This window comes from Ruegeria sp. AM5 (genome assembly GCF_056540645.1).
The window spans coordinates 1-21,356 of sequence record NZ_JBQFXC010000014.1 but is presented as its reverse complement, the minus strand read 5'-3'; the positions used below and the strand labels follow the sequence as shown (position 1 = coordinate 21,356).

Below are 21,356 nucleotides of genomic sequence, written 5' to 3'. Positions count from 1 at the left end.
TCCGTTTCAAATACGCCCTTCGCGGCGTATAGCAAGGCATGGCAAAAAAAGCAGTCCGCAAACCGCGCGGTAAGAAAAAGAAGGCGTCCAGATCAAACAAAACAACAGGCCCCATCGCTCGGATACGGCGCTGGGCCCTTCGTGTTGTTCTGGCGATGGTCGTGGCTTTTGTGTCTTTGGTTCTGATCTATTCAGTCGTGAACCCGCCGGTCACGCATACGATCTGGTCCGAGTGGCGTCGGCTTGGGAAGGTTGATCGCGAGTGGGTGCCGATCGAAGAGATTGCACCGATCATGGCGCGGTCGGTCGTAGCAGCCGAGGATGCCAACTTCTGCCTGCATTGGGGCTTTGATGTCGAAGCGATCCGCGATGCGCTGGAAGATGGCGGCAGCCGGGGTGCATCGACCATCACGCAGCAGGTGGTCAAGAATGTATTTCTCTGGCAGGGGCGCAGCTGGGTCCGCAAGGCGCTTGAAACCTCGATGACTCCGATTGTTGAAATCGTCTGGAGCAAGCAGCGCATTCTCGAAGTGTATCTGAACGTCGCGGAAACCGGACAAGGGATCTTTGGCGTCGAGGCCGCGGCGCAGAAGTATTATGGGGTGAGTGCGGCAAAAATGTCTCCGACACAAGCGGCGCGTGTGGCGGCGATTCTGCCATCCCCGCGCAACCGGTCGGTGACGGATCCATCGGTGCGGACCCGCAGGCGTGCCGCGTCAATTCTGGATGGAGCGGCCACCATCCGCGCAGATGGACGCGCCGCGTGTTTCGAGGATTGAAACCCAGACCCCTCAGCGGCTAAAGCTTGAAGGGTACTCTACTGGTTCGAATGGAAGTTCATGGCGCGTCTGTTTCACGTTCCCCTCTCGCCCTATTGCCGCAAGGTTCGCCTGTCTCTGGCCGAAAAGAAGATCGAGGTTGAGCTGGTCGAAGAACGATACTGGGAACAGGACCCGGATTTTTTGCGCCGCAACCCGGCGGGTAAGGTTCCTGTGCTGCGACTGGATGGTCAGATCATGGCCGAGAGCGCCGCGATCTGCGAATATATCGAAGAGACCCGACCCGAGCCACCCTTGATGCCTAAAAAAGCCGAAGCACGTTATGAGGTGCGGCGTTTGGTAGGCTGGTTTGATGACAAGTTTCACCACGAGGTGACCTCAAAGCTACTGTATGAGCGGGTGAACAAGAAAGTAACAGGGCAAGGCTATCCGGACAGCAAGAACGTCAAGGAAGGCGCGCGCGCGATCAAGTATCATCTGGATTATATGGCCTGGCTGCTGGATCACCGTCGCTGGCTGGCCGGAGATCAGATGACATTGGCCGATTTCGCCGCGGCGGCGCATCTGTCGGCGCTGGATTACATTTCGGACGTAGATTGGAACCGAAGCTCTGCGGTGAAGGACTGGTACGCCAAGATCAAATCCCGCCCGGCGTTCCGCTCGATTCTGGCGGATCAGGTTCCGGGATTCCGGCCACCGCCACATTACGCGGATCTGGATTTCTGATAGATTGAGGGGTAGGGGGCTGTCCGCCCCCTCTTGGCCATTGGGCCAATTCACCCCCGAAGGTATTTTTGGCCAGATGAAGAGCGGATCGGAGTTGAAACAGCGGTTGGTGGAGCAAGCCTTGTCTGAGGGGTTTGTCGCCTGTCGGGTTTGTCGTCCTTGGGATGTGCCCCTTGTTCCCGAACGGTTGGATGCCTTTCTACAAGCCGGATATCATGGCCAGATGGGCTGGATGGCTGAGCGGGCTCATTGGCGCGGTGATCCGTCTGTGCTGTGGCCTGACGCGCGGTCGGTGATCATGCTTGCGGAGAGCTATACGCCCGAGCATGATCCGACTGCGGTGCTGGCGCATTCCAACTTGGGCGCCATTTCGGTTTATGCGCAGAACAAGGATTATCACGATCTGGTTAAGAAGCGCCTCAAACGATTGGCGCGCTGGCTGATTGCCGAGGGTGGGGGTGAAGTGAAGGTGTTTGTCGATACTGCTCCGGTGCCAGAGAAGGCGCTGGGGCAGGCCGCTGGGCTGGGGTGGCAGGGCAAGCATACCAATCTTGTCAGTCAGGATTGGGGAAATTGGGCCTTTTTAGGGTCTGTTTTCACAACTTTAGATTTGCCTGTGGATGGCGCTGAGGTCGACCATTGTGGCTCATGCCGCGCGTGTTTGACGGCCTGTCCGACCGACGCGTTTCCGGCACCGTATCAGTTGGATGCGCGGCGCTGTATTTCGTATCTGACCATCGAGCATAAGGGGCCGGTGGAGGAAGAGTTGCGCGCGCTGTTGGGCAACCGAATCTATGGCTGCGATGATTGTCTTGCGGCCTGCCCGTGGAACAAGTTTGCGGTCGCGGCCAGTGACCTTCGCTATGCGGCGCGGGAGGAGCTAAAGGCGCCTCCGTTGGCGGAACTGGCGCAGCTGGATGATACAGCATTCCGCGCGATGTTCTCGGGCTCGCCGATAAAGCGGATCGGCCGGAATCGGTTCGTGCGGAACGTGCTTTATGCGATTGGGAACTCAGCGGTGCCGGCGTTACTGCAGGTTGCACAGACGCTGACCGATGATCCGGATCCGACCGTGGCTGATGCCGCGCGCTGGGCGGCATCCCGGTTGTCGTAAACAGGCTGGACGCGCCGCAGGAAAACGCTACACCCGGTTCTGGCGAACAGATGGAGGACCCGATGGCGTTGGCTTTGGGGGTGGATACGGGCGGAACCTATACGGATGCGGTGCTGATCCGGGATGAGCGCGAGGTGATCGCGTCGGCCAAATCGCTGACCACACGAGCGGATCTAGCGATTGGTTTGGGCCGCGCGGTTTCTGCTGTGCTAGAGACGGCTGATGTGTCTCCGGATCAGATTGGGATGGCATCGTTATCGACAACGCTGGCCACCAATGCGTTGGTCGAAGGCCAGGGCGGGCGCGTGGCGTTGATCTATGTCGGGTTTCGGGAAAGCGACCTTGAGAAACACGGTCTAAGAGAGGCGTTGAAGGGCGATCCGGCTTTGGTTCTGGCCGGGGGGCACAACCATGCCGGGGGTCAGGTCGCCGAATTGGATGTTGCAGGGCTAGAGGCCTTTTTAGACTCACATTCAGGCATTTCCGGCTATGCGGTTGCGGCACAGTTCGCGACCAGGAATCCGGCGCATGAACTGGAAGTGGCGCGCGTGATTTCCGAGCGTACGGGAGCGCCGGTCACGTGCTCTCATCACCTGTCGGCCAAGCTGAATGGGCCAAAGCGTGCGGTGACCGCCGTGCTGAATGCACGATTGATCGGGATGATCGACCGCTTGATCGGGCGCGCGCAGGATCAGTTGCGCGCGCAGGGCATCACCGCCCCAATGATGGTTGTGCGCGGGGATGGCGCTTTGATGAGCGCCGAGCAGGCGCGGGAGCGTCCGATTGAAACGATCCTAAGTGGCCCTGCGGCCTCTATCGTTGGCGCGCGCTGGCTGACCGATGTTGAGAACGCGCTGGTGTCCGATATCGGCGGGACCACGACCGACGTCGCGCTGATCAGAGATGGCAAACCTGCCATCGACCCCGCAGGCGCGCAGGTTGGCGGTTTCAGGACCATGGTTGAAGCGGTTGCGATGCGGACTCATGGTTTGGGCGGTGACAGTCAGGTGCATGTGGTGACCGAAGGCCTAGGCGGCGGTGTCTTCCTTGGGCCGCGTCGGGTGCTGCCGGTGTCGCTGATCGCAGCTGAGGCCCCGGATGTGGTACATGCGGCATTGGATGAGCAATTGCGGGCGACGACTGTAGGTGAACATGACACGAGGTTTGCCCGTCGTGTGCCGGGTATCCCCGCCGATGGGGTCGGGCCGCGTGAATCAGTGTTACTGGACCGGTTGGAGGATCGTGTTGTGCCGCTCAGCAGTCTGTTGCAAACCCGGATGGAGCATGGGGCACTGGGTCGTTTGGTGGATCGCGGGATCGTACAGGTCTCGGGTGTCACCCCTTCGGATGCCAGCCATGCTCTGGGGCGGCTTGCGGATTGGGACTGCTCGGCAGCGCTCAAGGCGCTGGAACTGATGGCGCGTAAGCGGGTTGGATCAGGGGACAGGCTGGCAGTATCGCCTGAAGCGCTGGCTCAGCTCATTGTCGATCAGTTGACGGAACAAACCTCATTGACCTTATTAGAGACTGCTTTTGCCGAGGAAAGCCATGGGTTTGACCAGCCTGCAAGAGATCTGGCCCGGCATGTTCTGACGCAGCGCGGGTTGGCGAAACACCGTGGGTTGTTGGCATTGGATACCGCGCTGAATGTGGATGTAGTGGGCCTTGGGGCTTCGGCCCCCAGCTATTACCCGGCAGTCGGAGAGCGGTTGCATTGCAAGATGGTCCTGCCAGAGCATGCCGGTGTTGCAAATGCCATCGGTGCGGTTGTCGGGCGGCTGACCCTTCGGCGGGCCGGTTCAGTTACGTCCCCGGCCGAAGGCCGCTATCGGGTACATCTGGAAGAGGGGCCGCAGGATTTCTCGGACTCGAATTCCGCTCTGCAGCTGCTTGAAGAGGTGCTGCGCAACGAGGCTGAGGGCGCGGTGCGCCAAGCAGGTGCCGAGGATATACGCGTGACAGTCGACCGCGATATCCGCACCGCCAAGATTGAGGCGCAAGAGGTATTCGTCGAAGCGTTGATCACGGTTGAAGCGAGCGGACGACCTCGGGTGGCGGTCGGATAGCCCCGCAAGGCGCTACCGCGCATATCATTCTGCCGCACTGGAGCGTTTTGGCAGCACCCAGTCCGGGCGCGGGAAATGGCAGGTGTATCCGTTGGGGATGCGCTCTAGGTAATCTTGATGCTCGGGCTCGGCTTCCCAGAAATCGCCGACGGGTTCGACCTCGGTCACCACATTGCCGGGCCAAATGCCACTAGCGTTGACATCGGCAATTGTATCTTCGGCCACCTGTTTCTGGGCATCGTCCACATAGTAGATCGCCGAGCGATAACTCATTCCGCGGTCATTGCCCTGACGATTCAGGGTGGTCGGGTCGTGGATCTGGAAAAAGAACTCTAGCAGATCGCGATAGGTGATCTGGGTCGGGTCGAACCAGATTTCGATCCCTTCAGCATGGGTGCCGTGGTTGCGATAAGTTGCGTTTGGCACATCGCCGCCGGTGTACCCGACGCGGGTGCGCGAGACGCCGGGCAGTTTGCGGATCAGGTCCTGCATGCCCCAAAAGCAGCCTCCGGCCAGAACGGCGCGTTCATCGGTCATCAGATATCCTCCACATGGATCAGAAATTCGCCATAACCTCCGGCCTCCATCTCGTCGCGATGAATGAACCGCAGCGAGGCGGAATTGATGCAATAGCGTAGCCCGCCATGTTCGCGGGGCCCATCGGGAAACACGTGGCCCAGGTGGCTGTCGCCGTGTTTCGAGCGGACCTCGGTCCGGATCATGCCATGAGTGGTGTCGCGAAACTCTTCGACATGTTCATGTATGATCGGCTTGGTGAAACTGGGCCAGCCGCAGCCGGATTCGTATTTGTGGGTCGAGGCGAACAACGGCTCGCCCGAGACGATATCCACGTAGATGCCCGGTTCCTTGTTGTTCAACAGCTTGCCAGTGCCCGGGCGTTCGGTGCCGCTGCGCTGGGTGACGTGAAATTCTTCAGGTGAGAGGGCCGCAATGACCTCTGGGTCTTTGGTATAACGGGACATGGATCCTCCGGTGTTTGAATGATGATGTCCTATTTGGGCATAGATGCGCAGGAATCAAAACCATATTACAGCGCGCTCGCGGGTCTGTGCAGTTGATCCAAACGAATGCACAGCGCGTATGATTCATAACAGGAGGTGAAGTGATGTTCCGTATGGCTCTGTTGACTGCTCTGATCTTGTTGGGCAAAGCCCTTCAGGCGGCACCACTGACGGGCGAATTTTCATCAATCGATGGCGGGATAATATCACTGGAAGACTGGCGCGGACAGCCCGTGCTTGTGGTCAACACGGCGTCGCTTTGCGGCTTTACCGGACAATACGCAGCGTTGCAGGAGCTGCACGAAACATATGAAGAACGCGGGCTGGTGGTACTGGTGGTCCCGTCGAATTCGTTCAAACAAGAGCTGGCGTCGTCGAAAGAGGTCAAGAATTTTTGCGAACTAAATTATGACCTTACGCTTCCGATGACGGATATCACTCCAGTGAAAGGTTCGGATGCCCATCCGTTTTACCAAGCTGTTGCTGCGCAGACTGGCTTTGTCCCGAAATGGAACTTTAACAAAGTGCTTATTGGCCCCGAGGGTGAGGTCGTTGCCACCTATGGGTCAAGCACCAAGCCAAATGCGCCTAAATTGATAGATCAGGTCGAGGCGTTACTGCGCTGACCGGGTTCGCGCGACAGCTGTACAGCAAGAATTCCCAGCGTTGTGATCAGAACTCCCACCGCATCCAATGGGCCCAGCTTCTCACCCAGTAAAATGGCGGCGATGGTCACACCGAATACCGGGTTGAGGAAATGGAACGTTGCTGCACGGATCGGGCCGATGCGATCCAGTAGCAGGAACCAGATGAAAGTAGCCAGAAGGCCCGGGAATAGCGTGGTGTAGGTAAAAGCCAGCATAAAAGGCAGTGTGGCGTGGATATGAATAGACTCGAACACCGGGGCGGCGAGAAACAGCACCGCCGATCCGATAAGCATCTGCAGCCCAACCACCATCATGAAGTTACCGCCCGAAGTCGCCCCCCGAACAGCCAAGGTGGCAAAGGTCAGCGCCAGCGCCCCGATTCCGCAGAGCAGAACCCCGAACAGATCGACACCAGCGTTAATCCGGCTACCCATGATTAGCGCGACACCGACAAAACCTGCCAGCAAGCCGACGATGCCCAGCGGGCGCATCCGCTCACCCAATAGCAGCCAGCCGGCTAGGGCTACCAGCAGGGGCATAGTCGAGGCGATAATCGCCGCGACCGAAGCCTCGACTGTCTGCATCGCATAGAAGTTTAGACCCAAATAAAGGGCATTTTGGCAGATTCCGAACAGAATAGTGGCGCGCCATTGGTTGCGAGTCAGGCGCCAGCTTTGCCCCATGGCGCGTGCGATCGCCACGCCCATTAGTCCCGAAATCAGAAATCGCAGCGCCAACGAGAACAAAGGCGAGGCATCGGCAACGATGATTCGCGCCGAGCTGAAGGCCGAAGACCAGATGAGGGCGAAAACAAGCCCCATGGCGATGGCGCGCAGGTCCATTACGGCCTCCTGATGAAATTCGGGCGACTGTTCCTGATTTTAACATGAGCTGCAAGGACCCATTGCGTCGAATAGCGGGGTCGCCCGATAGTTGGCATCAATGAGCTTGCGCGCAATGAGAATGAGCAGAGCTTTTTGTAGAAAAGCGCTGCTCATCATTATGATTCAGCTTGTCGCTTGATTCAGGCGAAAAAGCTAAGATCGTCCATCGAGAACCAACCCGCGTTCTCGACATGGTCATTGGTAATTTCACCTCCCGATGCAACGAACTCGACGTGATCAATATCGCGCCAGTCAAACTCGTGTGTGACGTGATCGAATGTCAGATCGACCTCTGCGGAGTGCACCAGCTCATCGCCATTATAGGCATTGATTGTGACTTGGTTTGCCCAGTTCGATTCAGGAATACACGTGGTGTCCGATCTGGAAGCATTGGCCAAGGAAACGCTGTTGAAGTTGAATTCTTCGCCATCGCTTTTGGAGAAGCCAACCGTTGCCCCCCAGGAATTGAATGCCTCCAGGTCGGGGTCGGGGTTTGAGCCACCGTATTCGTATGGGGTTAGAATGCCATCAGTGTTGCTCTGCCCTTTGCTAACACTTGCAATAAATACACCATTCAGCACCTGATCATTGTCTTTGATGCGGGTTCCGTCATTGAAATCCAGCACGAACTCTTCAAGCGGGTCAGGCGGGGTCAGTTCCGGGAAGTATTGGAACAAGGATTCAGGGATGTCCTCGACCTTTTCATACAAAGAAATCTCTTTCCCGGCTGCGTCTGGATAGCTGGTGACTTTCAATGCCCAAGAAGCACTGTCGTCCCCGTCCAGTTGCAGCACGTCAGAACGTTTTCCATCCGCATAAAGTGTAACGGTTACGTCCCCATTATCTTTCTCCAGCCGACGTTCCGAGATTTGTCCGTCCTGATAGGCGGTCGTGATCGAATCCCAGGATTTCGCATCCAGCTCATCAGTCTGGCTGATGCTGACGCGCTGGCCATTTGACCAGACCTCGTGCTTCGCGACACCGTTGTCATATGTCGTTGTCTTTTCAGATATCTTTCCACTGCCATCAAATGAGGTGCTGATGGTTTCCCACGACTTTATGTCGCTTCCGTCTGTCTGCGTTACGTTGCTACGCTGTCCGTCTGTCCACGTTTCCTGTTTGACAATTCCATTGTCATAGGTGGTCGTCCGTCCGGTTGTCTCTCCGTTGACATCGAAGAACGTGTCGATCCGATCCCAGGATTTGGTTTGTAGAAAGTCCTGAACAGTACTGAAATGACCGGGCGCGAAGGCTTCAACCGTCTGGGCACCATTATCGTTTGTTATCGTGCGGCCTATGATATTGCCCGACGCATCATAGCGTAGAACGATCTGGTCCCAGGGTTTTGCACCGTCTCCGAAAAACCCATCTTGGATGACAATCTCATTCGGAACACCATTTTGAAAGGTCTCGGTCACGCGGATACTGTCTGGATAAACCGTTCCGCGTTCGGTCATTATGCCATTGGCGTCATAGTCAATGAACCGATTATCAAAGCCCAATGCCTCTTCTGTTCCGACATAAAATTCCTGACGCAAAACGCCGTCTTCGTAAGTCCCGAAGACCTCGTATCCGGCATCAAAAGTCGTCCGCGTTGCAACGACAACATCGTCTTCAATCGTGTATTGAATGCTCGCCCAGTCGAATTGATTTTCTGTATCAAATTCAGTGGTTTGATATCGTGCCATAAGTCGAGATTCCTCAATAATACTTCCCATTGAGCGAGTGGATGAGGAATATGACACAACTATGGAGATAGTAGTGAAAACTCAATATCAATCAGATGTTTGAATGGCTTGTTCAAGCAAAGTAAAAGGGCCGCCAGGTGGCGACCCCTTCGATCTTGTGATCTGTCTTCGGCGAATTAGCCGTTGACGCTGTCTTTCAGAGCTTTCGCGATGGTCATTTTGACCACTTTGTCGGCTTCTTTCTTGAACTGCTCGCCGGTGGCGGGGTTGCGCACCATGCGCTCGGGGCGCTCGCGGCAGTAGATTTTGCCAACGCCGGGCAGGGTGACGGCACCACCGGCCGAAACTTCGCGAGTGATCAGGCCGGTCATGGCCTCCAGCGCGGCATTTGCGGATTTCTTGTCAGTTCCCATTTCCTCAGCGAGAGCAGCCACCAGCTGAGTCTTTGTCATAGGCTTTGCCATTTCTTGGTCTCCTTAACGTGCCCGATCTATAGGGCCTCACCGCGTAACTGTAACGGGATATTGTGGCTGAACACAACGAATAGTAGCACTAAAAACCCCAAAAATAGGGGAAATTCGTTGCTTTTTTGCTTCAGAGAAAGGCCGTTTCGTCGAACGAACGCAATTTCCGGCTGTGTAACCGTTCCAACGGCATGCCGCGCAAGTGCTCCATCGCCCGGATTCCGATCGCCAGATGACGACTGACCTGAGTGGTATAGAACGCCGAAGCCATGCCGGGAAGCTTTAATTCACCATGCAAGGGCTTATCCGAGACGCACAGCAAGGTGCCGTAAGGAACCCGGAACCGATAACCGTTGGCTGCGATTGTCGCACTTTCCATATCCAGCGCAATCGCACGGGACTGGCTGAGCCGTTGCACCGGGCCGGACTGATCGCGAAGCTCCCAATTGCGGTTATCGACTGAGGCGACTGTACCTGTTCGCATGATACGTTTCAGCTCGTAGCCTTCCAACTCGGTTACCTCGGCCACAGCCTGTTCCAGCGCGACCTGGACTTCGGCCAGCGGTGGGATCGGCACCCAGACGGGCAGGTCGTCGTCCAGCACTTTGTCCTCGCGCAGGTAGGCATGTGCCAAAACGAAATCCCCAAGCGCCTGCGTGTTGCGCAGACCGGCGCAGTGGCCGACCATCAACCAGGCGTGCGGGCGCAGAACCGCAATGTGGTCGGTGGCTGTTTTGGCATTCGATGGCCCGACGCCGATATTGACCAGCGTGATCCCAGACCCATCCGCGCGTTTCAGGTGGTAGGTTGGCATTTGCGGCAGTTTAAGGGGCTGTTCCAGTACGGCTTCGGCATCCGTGATCTCGACATTCCCGGTCGAGACGAAGCTGGTATAGCCGCTGTTGGGATCGGCCAGTTGAGCCCGTGCGTAGCTCTCAAATTCCGAGACATAGAACTGATAGTTGGTGAACAGCACGTGGTTTTGGAAATGGCCGGGGTCAGTCGCCGTATAATGCGACAGTCGTGCAAGCGAATAGTCCACCCGCTGGGCTGTGAAGAGCGCAAGGGGTCCCGCTTCGTTTTCCAGCTCGTGCACGCCATTCACGATATCGTCGTTTGTTGTATTCAGGTCCGGTACATCGAACGCATCGCGCAGAGTGAACCCAGCTGCACCCTGATGCGGGACAACCAGATCCGGGTTATTGGCGACAGCGAAATGGACCGGGATCGGCGTTTCCGAAGCTCCGATTGTGACCGGCTGATCGTGGTTCTTGATCAATAGCGCGATTTGCTGGGTAAGGTAGGACCGGAACAGATCGGGGCGCGTCACTGTCGTGGCGTGCGTGCCCGGCTCGGACACGTGACCGAAGCTCAACCGACTGTCGACCTGCGCGTAAGACGAGGTCCTGATCCGGATTTCGGGGTAGAACGCTCGAAATCTCTCGGTAGGAGCGCCGTTCTTAAGTGCATTTGCAAACCTATCGCACAGGAATTTTGTCGCCTGTTCATAAAGCTCTTCTAAACGTGCGACGGCTGCCAGCGGGTCGGTAAATTTCTCAGGGTTAGGAACGTCGGGTGTTCGGATAGTAGTCATGCAAGGGGTTCCAGAAGATCGATCTTTTCAAATGTGCGCACGTCCACCAGCCCAAGATCCGAGATCCGCAGCTCAGGGATCACAACCAAGGCCAGCAGAGAGTGCTGCATATAGGCGTTGTTAAGCTGACAGCCGCAGGTCTTCATCGCCTCGACCATTCGTTCAGCTTTGGCGGCAACGTCAGTCGCTGGGCTGTCAGACATCAGACCTGCGATAGGCAGTTCCACCAGGGCCAGTTCTTCACCATCGCGGAAGATTGTGATGCCTCCACTCACTTCGGCCAGCCGGTTCGCAGCCAGTGCCATCTGTTCACGGTCGGTGCCGACAACAATCATATGGTGGCTGTCATGCGCAACGGTCGAGGCCATGGCCATTTTGCCCTGATATCCAAAGCCCGAGACAAAGGCGTTGGTCACACCCCCCGTGGCGCGATGCCGTTCGACCAATGCGATTTGGCACACATCGCCTTCGCCTTCAACACGCCCTTCGATAATCGGCAGCTCGGATTTCAACGCTTGCGTTGGGGCCTGATTTTCAACCACCCCGATCACGTTGGCCATGACACGGTTCGCTCCGGCAGGGGCTGCGATTTCAAAGTCTGTCGAGGTCAACGCATGCCCTAGGTGTACGGTATTTCGCGCCTTAGCGGGCCAGTTCAGATGCGGGCAATCAACTGTTACCGTCCCGTTTTCAGCCACAATCTGACCTCGCGCGATCACGGTTTCAATCGGAAGCTCTACCAGATCAGAACTCAGGATAATGTCGGCGCGCCGCCCGGGTGTGATCGAGCCGATCTCGCGTTCCAACCCAAAATGGGTCGCCGTGTTGATCGTCGCCATTTGCAGCGCAACCAGAGGATCGCAACCACAGGCAATCGCATGTCGCACTACGCGGTTCATGTGTCCGTCATTTACCAGCGTTCCCGAATGGCAGTCGTCGGTGCACAAGATGAAGTTGCGCGGGTCCAGCCCTTTTTCAGTCACCGCAGTAATCTGGCTTTCGACATCATACCAAGCCGACCCCAACCGCATCATTGACCGCATTCCCTGACGGACACGTGCGATGGCGTCGGCCTCGCAGGTGCCTTCATGATCATCCGCAGGGCCACCAGCGACGTAAGCGGCAAATTCAGGCCCTAAATCTGGCGAAGCATAGTGCCCGCCAACTGTTTTACCGGCGCGCTGTGTGGCCGCGATCTCTGCCAACATCTTCGGATCGCCATGAATGACTCCGGGAAAGTTCATCATCTCGCCCAGTCCGATGATACCGGGCCAAGACATCGCCTCAACCACATCCTCGGCGGTGATCTCATACCCTGTGGTCTCAAGCCCCGGTGCTGAGGGTGCACAGGACGGCATCTGGGTGAAGATGTTCACCGGCTGCATCAGCGCTTCGTCATGCATCAGGCGTACGCCTTCCAACCCCATCACATTGGCGATCTCATGCGGGTCGGTGAACATCGAAGTCGTCCCATGCGGAGTGACTGCGCGGGCAAATTCTGCCGGGGTCAACATACCTGATTCGATATGCATATGTGCGTCGCAAAACCCCGGCACCAAATAGCGACCGTGCGCCTCGATGATCTGAGTCTCAGGACCGATACAATGCGCGGTGTCCGGCCCCACAAAAGCAACGCGCCCCGCAGCGATCGCCACGTCATGGTCAGGCAGGGTTTCGCGGCTATGCACATTGACCCAGACGCCGCCACGGATCACCAAATCGGCAGCCTCGCGGCCAGAAGCAACAGCGATGAGACGAGGGGCGGTATCGGGCCAACTTGGGAAGGGAGTGTATTCCATGGCCCAACTTTCCCGAATGCGGCGCAAGGTGCAACCCCCACTATTAAGGTATCATGGAATCATCACAAAACCTGCCATCCGCAGCACGTCAGCGCTGCCACGCCCAACCAGAGGAGATGCCCAAAGGGCATCAACGATGGGCGGGAGCGACCCGCGATTAGTTGTGGCGATCGGCTTCGATCTCTGCGCGCAGCCAGTCGACAAATGCCAACGCGCCCGGCGTTTCCTCGGCTTGGGGCGATAGCAATAGATAATAGGCCTCGGGCATAGCAGCGCGATGGTTGCACGGCGCGATCAAACGACCCTCGTCAATCAACCGTTTTGCGATCATGTCGTGGGCTAAACATAGGCCTCCTCCGGCCATCGCAACCGACAGGCTGACCAGATAGGTCGTCGAATAGGTTACCTTGGGTTTTTGCCAAGTTAGACTCTGATCTGTGATCCAACTCTCCCAATTCGACAACAAATTTGAACAGTCGAATAGGGGTTGTTCCTGCAGGGTTTCCAGCGTCACCGGGAAATCGGGGGCACAGACAGGATAATAGTGATCTGTCCGTAGCAATTCCGTTCGCACCGTATCGGCTGGGCGCAGCGAATAGCGGATTTCCACCGCCGCGCCCTCGGCCATTTCGCGCGGCTCCCATAGTTCGGTGAAGATGTTCAGATGTACATCCGGATGCAGTTCCCGAAACCTGGGTAGGCGCGGAGCCAGCCAGTTGACGGCAAATGTGATATTGCTCTGGACCTGAACTGCGTTTTGTTGTGCGCCCGTGACGGCTTGTGTCCCCCTTACCAGAGTTCGAAAGGCTTCACGCACGACCGGCAGATAGGTGATACCAGCTTCGGTCAGCTCCAATGCACGCGGACGACGTAGGAATAAGGGCTGACCCAAATAGCCCTCTAGTGATTTGATTTGCTGGCTGACTGCGCTTTGCGTCATGTTCAAATCCCGCGCCGCCCCCGTGAATGACAAATGACGGGCCGCCGCTTCAAATGTGCGTAGCCAGCCGAGCGGAGGAAGTGATTTCTGCATGCTTATAACTCTGCCAGTAGTTTTACTAATGAACTAGGCTTGTTTTTTTCGTTGGTCAAACGTTTGCGGCGAAGGCACGATTTCCAGAAATCGAATACCCCGCGAAGGAGCCCGGCATGAGCGTTACAAACCTGCGTCCCAACATCGATCATTGGTCCGAACGCGTGGACATGGCCGCCGCATTCCGCTGGACCGAACGGTTGAACATGCATGAAGGGGTGGCGAACCATTTCAGCCTTGCGGTGAACGAAGACGGCACGCAGTTCCTGATGAATGCCAATCAGATGCATTTCGCGCGTATCAAGGCGTCAAATCTGCTGCTGCTTGATGCCAATGACAAAGATGTCATGGACCAGCCCGGCGCACCGGATCCGACGGCTTGGGGGCTCCACGGATCGATCCACCGCCATTGCCCGCATGCGCGCTGCGTGATGCACGTGCATTCGATTTTTGCGACGGTTCTTGCCTCGCTGGCAGACAGCAGCTTACCGCCGATCGATCAGAACACCGCAACTTTCTTCAATCGCTACGTAATCGATGAAGAATTCGGAGGTCTGGCTTTTGAAAGCGAAGGTGAGCGCTGTGCCGCGATGCTGTCGGACCCGAAAAAGAAAGTCATGATCATGGGCAACCACGGGGTTTTGGTGATCGGCGACAGTCCGGCAGATGCCTTTAACAGACTCTATTATTTTGAACGCGCCGCAGAAACGTACATTCGTGCTCTTCAAACCGGGCAACCTTTGCGCGTTCTGTCCGATGAGATTGCTGAGAAAACCGCGCAAGAGCTTGATGAATATCCCGGTCAGGCCGAAGCACATTTACGCGAAATCAAATCTGTTCTGGATGCCGAAGGCTCGGATTACGCAACCTGAAGCGCACTGTTAGGAGTTTCAGCCATGACCGATATACATGATGCAGAAGCCGCCCGATGGAATTACCGCCCCGAAGGGCCCGTCGGTTTGAACCCTTTGTTCAACTGGCCGCCGCGTCCTGCGGCTATCCTGAACTGGTACAAAGGGGCTTGGCTTCCCCTTACGTCGCTGACGCTTTGCATGGTGATGGCTTTTGCCGCCTATTTCGTGTTTTTACCTCCATTAGAGACCATGCAGAGTTTCGCGCCCGGCTGGATGTTCCGTATCTGGCTGCTGAACATGGTGCCTCAGATCATGATAGCAGGAGGTCTGCATTGGTGGCTTTACATGCGCAAAGGGCAGGGCATGTACAAGAAATTCGACCGGCGTGATCTGACACGTGACAATGGGTCGTTTACCTTTCGAAATCAGGTTTTGGATAACATCTGGTGGACGCTGGGAAGTGCGATGACTGTGGCGACGGTCTATCAGTGGCTGATCTACTGGGCGATGGCGAATGGCTATGCGCCAGTGATAACCTGGGCCGCGGCCCCCGTTTGGTTCGTGATCTGGATGCTTTTCATCCCGATGTGGTCAGGGCTTCATTTCTACTGGGTGCACCGATTGGAACATCACCCGAAACTCTACAAGCACGTTCATGCTGTGCACCATCGTAACGTCAATATCGGACCATGGTCGGGAATATCGAACCACTGGTATGAAAACCTTCTCTATTTCACCACCTACTTCATCCATCTGATTGTACCCTCGCATCCGCTGCATCTGCTGTTTCACGCCTACTTCCAGCAGATCAGCCCGGTACTGTCTCACTCGGGTTTCGAAAAGCTGAAGGCTGGTGAAACGGATGCCGCGCGGGCAGGGGACTTCTTCCACCAGCTTCATCACCGGTATTTCGAGTGTAACTACGGCACATCCGAGATTCCGTTCGACAAGTGGTTCGGCACTTATCACGATGGTTCAGCCGAGGCGACAACGCGGACACGGGCTTTCAAGAAGCAGATGTATACTTAGATCACGAGGGCGTTCTGCCCCGCCGAGTTCTGCATAGGTCCGTATATGACCTACGCAGAGCTTTGGTCAGGTTTTCTCAAACAACGCGATCAAAGCGACGTCATCTTTGTTAGGGCCGGCAGCAAGATCGCCATAAATCCGGACCTGCGTTAACGATAAGTCTCTGATCTGATCCGCTTCGAGGCGGCGGAAGGTATCGGCGAACCCGAGCGCCTCAAAGTGTTTTGCGTTGATCGACAGGGCGAACTGCGCACCGTGGCGTGCGACGCGCAAGAGCGCTGGCAAAACTTCTGGCCCAAGATGGCCATGGGTGAACGTTCCGGACGAGACGACACCGGCATAGCTGCCGCGCGGAACCGGCAGGCCCTGATTGAGATCGGCTTCGATCGCGTCGCGATAGATATCCTTGCGCATCGCCTCGTCCAGCATTTCGGCGCTGATATCGGTGGCGTCGATCGGACCCACGCCCAACCCGGCCAGAATAGCTCCGCATAACCCCGTGCCCGCGCCTACATCCAATACCGGGCCTTGTCCGCCTGCACCCACAAAAGCGCGCGCCGTGTGGGTGTGGAGTTGATAGTCCTCAAGCGCTGCGAAACTGTCGTCATATTCCCCTGCCCATTCCGCATAAAGGCGCTTGTTCTCCTCGGGCGATTTCAGGGAGTAGGCTGCGTGCAAGTCAGGTGTCTTTTTGGTCATTTCTCAATGAATGCGCATCAGAGGATTCGAATCAAGTGCGTCCATCCGGCGCTTGCATCCACGTGCCGGGCAGATCATCAAAGGGACCATGACACAGACACTATTCTCCTTCGGCCACGGCTATTCTGCCCGAGCGATATCGAGGCAACTGGATCCAACCACATGGCGGGTCATCGGAACCACGCGTGATTCCCAGCAACTTGAGACAATCCGCGACTCGGGCGCCGAGCCTTGGGTCTGGCCGGGGGATCGGCCTGATCTGGATGGGGTGACGCATCTGCTTGTCTCTACAGCACCCACAGCCGATGGTGATCCGGTGCTGGCGGAATTGAAGGATGAGATCGCCGCGCGGATCGGACAGTTCAAATGGGTCGGCTACCTGTCGACCACAGCCGTTTACGGGGATCACCAGGGAGGCTGGGTGGATGAGACGACGCCCGCCACACCGACGGCTGAACGTGGCCGTTGGCGCGTGCGTGCCGAGGAGCAATGGGGCGGCATTCCGGGCCTGCCCTTGCATATCTTCCGACTGGCAGGGATTTACGGGCCGGGTCGCGGGCCGTTTTCAAAGCTGAAACGCGGTGGGTTGCGGCGGATCATCAAGCCGGGCCAGGTGTTTTCGCGCATTCATGTTGACGACATTGCACAGGTTTTGATCGCGTCGATGGCCAAACCCAATCCGGGTGCGATCTACAATGTCTGTGATGATGAACCGGTGCCGCCGCAGGATGTGATCGGCTATGCCGCCGAATTGCAAGGTCTGCCGATGCCACCTGCTGTACCGTTTGATGAGGCTGATCTGACCCCGATGGCGCGCAGTTTCTATAATGAGAACAAGCGCGTTCGGAATGACAGGATCAAGGATGAACTGGGCGTCTCATTGCTCTATCCGAACTACCGTGTAGGGTTGGAAGCACTGATGCAGCATCAGAAGGATGCCACTTGATCACCGCGCCTTGCCAAGAAACCGGCACGGATTGTATGGGATTTCGATGAAAGACCGCTCTGTCCCGCTGAACATTACCGTTTCGACCCTGACCCGGCAGCGGCCCGAGATGCTGGCCGCTTTGATTCGAAGCTGGGGAGAGATGAAGCTGCCGCCCGACTGCTCGGTGCGATGTTTGGTGGTGGAAAACGACAGCTCAGCGCTCAGCGAAGGTACCGTGCAGGCAGTAGGGGAGATGCTGCCTAATGGAGCAAGTCTGAACTATGTCCTTGAGACCGAACTCGGCATCCCGTTCGGACGCAACCGAGCCGCGCGCGAAGCGTTGGAGAATGGCTCGGATCTGCTCTGTTTTGTCGATGATGACGAAGTGGTGGCGGTCGATTGGCTTGAACGGTTGGTCGCCGGGTATCGCAACAGCTCTGCCGTGCTAATGGGCGCTCCGCTTCGTGCGGCGGGGCCATCGGGGCAGGAGACCGCGATTCAGCGGCTGATGTTGCGCAATATCAGCAATCGTTACCTCGACAAGGAAAACGCGGCTGCAAAGAAAGCCAACTTGAACGGTACCGGTGGCGTGACCATCGTGACAAATAACTGGCTGGGCGAGACACGTCTGTTCAGCGAAACCGGCCTTTGGTTCGATGAAACCATGCGGATGACCGGCGGGACGGATGCAAAGTTTTATGCCGAGACCGTTGCTGCAGGCTTACCGGTCGGCTGGGTGCCCGACGCTTTTGTGTACGAGACCATTCCTCCCGAAAGGTTGTCATTCTGGTATCAGACCGCCCGGGGAAGGGACCAGTCCAACACCCATATGCGCCGTAAGCTTGATCAGAAGCCAACAAAGGCGATCTTGGGGTTTTTGAGCACCCCCTTTCGCTTGTTGGCGCTGTTAGGGGCAATCCTTCTGTTTCCGTTCCAACCAGATCGGCGATTGATCCAGATCGCCCGAACGGTTGGGTGGCTTGTCGGGGTATTGGGAATTCCCTTCGGCTATAAATCGGCCCTTTATAAGAAGGTCAGTGGCCACTGAGTCTGGGCCGGTCAATCCGTTTTGCGCTAGACTCAGTTCAGTCGTTTCATGCGCGGCCATCATCGGAAGTTTATTTGCGTCCACTCTCTCTTGTGCCCGACTTGCGAGGCACGGTGAAGCTTGGTGGTGCAATCGCAATCACGCGCTTCAGGGTCAGGCTGCGCGCAGATGTTCAAGTGATAGCTCTGGATTATCAATATCATCAAAAAACAAAACTTATATGAATGGCTTGGATTTGCTAAATCTACATCCAAACAGAAAGAACGAGTCGTTAATGCTATTTCCTACAATGAAGGCAGGGCCGATCTGCGCGATCCCGCGTAACGCCCATGCCAAGGACGAGCGCAAAAACACTCAAGACCCCTGTTTCTCGTTTCAAAGTTAACCGCGCGACGCACACATCTAGCCAGGACTGGAGATCGATATGGACGGAAGTGATACCCCCAACATGGGCAAATGCCCGGTAATGCATGGCGCCGAGGCCCGGTCCAACCGGGATTGGTGGCCGAACCAACTGAACCTGTCGATTCTGCATCAGCATAGCCCTGCATCGAACCCGATGGGCGAGACATTCGACTATGCCGAAGAGTTCAAGAAGCTCGACCTGAACGCACTGAAGGAAGACCTGTATGCGCTGATGACAGATTCGCAAGATTGGTGGCCCGCAGATTATGGTCACTATGGCGGTTTGTTCATTCGTATGGCCTGGCACGCAGCGGGCACCTACCGCACGGCAGATGGCCGCGGCGGCGCATCGACCGGCAATCAGCGGTTCGCGCCTCTGAACAGCTGGCCGGACAATGGCAACCTGGACAAAGCGCGCCGTCTGCTTTGGCCGATCAAGCAGAAGTACGGCAACCAGATCTCGTGGGCTGACCTTTACATATTGGCGGGCAACTGCGCGATCGAATCCATGGGCGGCACAACATTTGGATTCTCCGGTGGTCGTGAAGACATCTGGGCACCTGAGGAAGACATTTATTGGGGTGCCGAGACCGAATGGCTGGCTCCAACCGAGAACCCGCACAGCCGCTATTCGGGCGAACGTGATCTGGAAAACCCGTTGGCCGCTGTGCAAATGGGTCTGATCTATGTGAATCCCGAAGGTCCAGATGGTCAGCCAGATGCCTTGGCTTCAGGTCGCGATATTCGCGACACCTTTGGCCGAATGGCGATGAATGACGAAGAAACCGTTGCTTTGGTTGCGGGTGGCCACACCTTTGGTAAGGCCCACGGCGCCGGTGATCCCGGTCTTGTCGGTCCCGAACCCGAGGCCGCCCCGATGGAGGCGATGGGCTTTGGCTGGATCAACGACTTTGGCAGCGGCAAGGGTGATGATACCACCACCAGCGGCATCGAGGGTGCCTGGACCGCAAACCCGACCAAGTGGGACAACGGTTACTTCGACCTGCTGTTTGGCTACGACTGGAACCTGACCAAGAGCCCAGCGGGCGCGTGGATCTGGGAACCTGTTGGGGTCAAGGAAGAGGACATGGCCCCGGCAGCGGGTGATCCATCGAAAAAGGTCAAGACTATGATGACCACCGCCGACATGGCGATGCGCATGGATCCGATCTATGGCCCGATCTCGAAGCGCTTTCACGAAAACCCGGACGAATTTGCCGATGCCTTTGCTCGCGCGTGGTTCAAACTAACCCACCGCGACATGGGTCCGCGTGCGCGTTATCTTGGAGCCGAGGCTCCCAGCGAAGAGCTTATTTGGCAAGACAACGTCCCGGCCGTCGATCACGCGCTTATTGACGACGCTGATGTAGCCGATCTGAAAGCCAAGATACTCGCGACGGGATTGTCTATCTCAGATCTGGTGTCGACCGCATGGGCTTCGGCCTCGACCTTCCGGGGATCGGATATGCGTGGCGGTGCCAACGGTGCGCGCGTTCGTCTGGCCCCGCAGAAGGATTGGGAGGTCAACGAACCGCTGAAACTGTCCAAGTCGCTGGATGCGCTGGAAGGCGTTCAGAAAGCGTTCAATGACGCACAGTCTGGTGGCAAGAAGGTCTCATTGGCAGATGTCATTGTCTTGGGTGGTGGTGCTGCCATCGAACAGGCAGCCAAGGCTGCAGGTCATGACGTTGATGTTCCCTTTAGCCCCGGCCGCACCGATGCTTCGCAAGAGCAGACGGATGTCGAGTCTTTCACGGTGATGGAACCGATGGCGGACGGTTTCCGCAACTACCTGCACAAGGAATACTCGGTTCCGGCCGAGGCCCTGCTGGTGGACAAAGCGCAACTGCTGACGCTGTCGGCACCGGAGATGACCGCGCTTGTAGGTGGGATGCGTGTGCTGGGCACAAACTTTGACGGAACTTCTCATGGTGTGCTGACCGAACGGGTCGGCACGCTCAGCACCGATTTCTTCGTGAACCTGCTGGATATGGGCACCGAATGGAAACCATCCGGTGACGGCGTCTATGAAGGCCGCGACCGCGCAAGTGGTGACGTGAAGTGGACAGGTACCCGCGTGGATTTGGTCTTTGGGTCGAACTCGCAGCTGCGGGCACTGGCCGAGGTCTATGGTCAGGACGACGCAGGCGGCAAATTTGTCTGCGATTTCGTCTCGGCCTGGAACAAGGTGATGAACGCGGATCGTTTTGATCTGAAGTAACCCTATAACCATCGCAGTAAATTGCGCCGCCCGAGGAGAGTCGGGCGGCGTTTTCATGCGCCTGGCTCAGGGCGCGTACCAAGCATTGGGTACGATTCCGCCGAGAGACTGTTCTTTCTCTTTCTATAAACCTCTTTTTTGTGAGTTTTCGGGAGGATTTGTTAAGCTAACCTGTTGTTTCTATTAAGATGAAGAGGAAGGTGGTCGGAAATGTGAAGTTTTTTCAAATTGGGGGTTGCAGGTCCCAGACCTAATCCGTAAATACCCCTTCACCGGCGCTGCTGAGGTGCTGGGACGCGGTGGAAGCTGCGGAGACGCTCGGGAGAGACTGGGGGCATCTGAGGTTTTTGATTGGG

At 56.8% G+C, this 21,356-nt stretch carries 19 protein-coding genes; 10 read left to right on the top strand and 9 right to left on the bottom strand.

The window, feature by feature from the left end:
* The first annotated feature begins 38 nt into the window (after positions 1-38).
* From mtgA to ACR0AH_RS19385, 4 genes are all read left to right on the top strand, one after another.
* Positions 39-779, top strand: a complete 741-nt coding sequence (gene mtgA / locus ACR0AH_RS19400; protein ID WP_170426249.1) for a monofunctional biosynthetic peptidoglycan transglycosylase — start codon at positions 39-41, stop codon at positions 777-779.
* Positions 780-839: 60 nt separating this feature from the next.
* Positions 840-1,505: an FtsZ-binding protein FzlA gene (gene fzlA, locus ACR0AH_RS19395; RefSeq protein WP_170399162.1), complete on the top strand. Its 666-nt coding sequence runs from the start codon at positions 840-842 to the stop codon at positions 1,503-1,505.
* A gap of 76 nt (positions 1,506-1,581) precedes the next feature.
* Positions 1,582-2,619, top strand: coding sequence for a tRNA epoxyqueuosine(34) reductase QueG (gene queG / locus ACR0AH_RS19390; protein WP_170426247.1), 1,038 nt, complete (start codon positions 1,582-1,584; stop codon positions 2,617-2,619).
* A 62-nt stretch (positions 2,620-2,681) separates the two neighbouring features.
* Positions 2,682-4,685 carry a hydantoinase/oxoprolinase family protein gene (locus tag ACR0AH_RS19385; protein WP_480593319.1) on the top strand — a complete coding sequence of 668 codons (2,004 nt, stop codon included), beginning with the start codon at positions 2,682-2,684 and terminating at the stop codon, positions 4,683-4,685.
* A gap of 24 nt (positions 4,686-4,709) precedes the next feature.
* On the opposite strand, the gene msrA is transcribed toward ACR0AH_RS19385, so the two are convergent.
* Both msrA and msrB read right to left on the bottom strand, forming a co-directional pair.
* Complete coding sequence (msrA, locus tag ACR0AH_RS19380) at positions 4,710-5,222, bottom strand: peptide-methionine (S)-S-oxide reductase MsrA (protein ID WP_170408742.1); 513 nt, start codon at positions 5,220-5,222, stop codon at positions 4,710-4,712.
* The gene (msrB, locus tag ACR0AH_RS19375; RefSeq protein ID WP_480593317.1) at positions 5,222-5,668 is read right to left on the bottom strand and encodes a peptide-methionine (R)-S-oxide reductase MsrB; all 447 of its coding nucleotides are present in this window, start codon (positions 5,666-5,668) and stop codon (positions 5,222-5,224) included. Before msrB ends, msrA begins: the two co-directional genes overlap by 1 nt.
* A 143-nt stretch (positions 5,669-5,811) precedes the next feature.
* On the opposite strand from msrB, the gene ACR0AH_RS19370 reads away from it, so the two are divergent.
* A complete protein-coding gene (locus ACR0AH_RS19370) occupies positions 5,812-6,333 on the top strand; it encodes a glutathione peroxidase (RefSeq protein WP_480593315.1) in 522 nt (173 codons plus the stop codon).
* Here the strand turns inward: ACR0AH_RS19370 and ACR0AH_RS19365 are convergent.
* The 6 genes from ACR0AH_RS19365 to ACR0AH_RS19340 form a co-directional block, all read right to left on the bottom strand.
* Positions 6,309-7,196 carry a DMT family transporter gene (locus ACR0AH_RS19365; RefSeq protein WP_170598607.1) on the bottom strand — a complete coding sequence of 296 codons (888 nt, stop codon included), beginning with the start codon at positions 7,194-7,196 and terminating at the stop codon, positions 6,309-6,311. The two genes, ACR0AH_RS19370 and ACR0AH_RS19365, sit on opposite strands and share 25 nt — an antisense overlap.
* 182 nt (positions 7,197-7,378) lie before the next feature.
* Positions 7,379-8,926, bottom strand: a complete 1,548-nt coding sequence (locus tag ACR0AH_RS19360) for a hypothetical protein (protein WP_170734099.1) — start codon at positions 8,924-8,926, stop codon at positions 7,379-7,381.
* A gap of 176 nt (positions 8,927-9,102) precedes the next feature.
* On the bottom strand, positions 9,103-9,390 hold the full coding sequence (locus tag ACR0AH_RS19355) for an HU family DNA-binding protein (RefSeq protein WP_010442901.1): 288 nt from the start codon (positions 9,388-9,390) through the stop codon (positions 9,103-9,105).
* Between the two features lie 130 nt (positions 9,391-9,520).
* Entirely contained in the window at positions 9,521-10,984 is a 1,464-nt protein-coding gene (locus ACR0AH_RS19350) for an AMP nucleosidase (protein WP_480593313.1), read from the bottom strand.
* Positions 10,981-12,783: an adenine deaminase gene (ade, locus tag ACR0AH_RS19345; RefSeq protein WP_480593311.1), complete on the bottom strand. Its 1,803-nt coding sequence runs from the start codon at positions 12,781-12,783 to the stop codon at positions 10,981-10,983. The genes ACR0AH_RS19350 and ade overlap by 4 nt, the downstream gene beginning before the upstream one ends.
* A gap of 157 nt (positions 12,784-12,940) precedes the next feature.
* Positions 12,941-13,816 (bottom strand): LysR family transcriptional regulator, encoded by an 876-nt coding sequence (locus ACR0AH_RS19340; RefSeq protein WP_480593309.1) that lies wholly within the window; start codon positions 13,814-13,816, stop codon positions 12,941-12,943.
* Between the two features lie 116 nt (positions 13,817-13,932).
* Here ACR0AH_RS19340 and ACR0AH_RS19335 point away from each other — a divergent pair, with 116 nt between their 5' ends.
* Positions 13,933-14,688 carry a class II aldolase and adducin N-terminal domain-containing protein gene (locus ACR0AH_RS19335; RefSeq protein WP_170426232.1) on the top strand — a complete coding sequence of 252 codons (756 nt, stop codon included), beginning with the start codon at positions 13,933-13,935 and terminating at the stop codon, positions 14,686-14,688.
* A 24-nt stretch (positions 14,689-14,712) separates the two neighbouring features.
* Complete coding sequence (locus ACR0AH_RS19330) at positions 14,713-15,699, top strand: sterol desaturase family protein (protein ID WP_170426230.1); 987 nt, start codon at positions 14,713-14,715, stop codon at positions 15,697-15,699.
* Between the two features lie 66 nt (positions 15,700-15,765).
* On the opposite strand, the gene ACR0AH_RS19325 is transcribed toward ACR0AH_RS19330, so the two are convergent.
* Entirely contained in the window at positions 15,766-16,398 is a 633-nt protein-coding gene (locus tag ACR0AH_RS19325) for a class I SAM-dependent DNA methyltransferase (protein ID WP_480593306.1), read from the bottom strand.
* Positions 16,399-16,486: 88 nt separating this feature from the next.
* Here ACR0AH_RS19325 and ACR0AH_RS19320 point away from each other — a divergent pair, with 88 nt between their 5' ends.
* The 3 genes from ACR0AH_RS19320 to katG all read left to right on the top strand — a co-directional run bounded on the left by ACR0AH_RS19320 (position 16,487) and on the right by katG (position 21,000).
* Positions 16,487-17,344, top strand: a complete 858-nt coding sequence (locus tag ACR0AH_RS19320; RefSeq protein ID WP_170408734.1) for an SDR family oxidoreductase — start codon at positions 16,487-16,489, stop codon at positions 17,342-17,344.
* 46 nt (positions 17,345-17,390) lie between these two features.
* Positions 17,391-18,374 (top strand): glycosyltransferase family 2 protein, encoded by a 984-nt coding sequence (locus ACR0AH_RS19315; RefSeq protein WP_480593304.1) that lies wholly within the window; start codon positions 17,391-17,393, stop codon positions 18,372-18,374.
* A 424-nt stretch (positions 18,375-18,798) separates the two neighbouring features.
* Positions 18,799-21,000, top strand: coding sequence for a catalase/peroxidase HPI (gene katG / locus ACR0AH_RS19310; protein ID WP_480593302.1), 2,202 nt, complete (start codon positions 18,799-18,801; stop codon positions 20,998-21,000).
* The last annotated feature ends 356 nt before the right edge of the window (positions 21,001-21,356 follow it).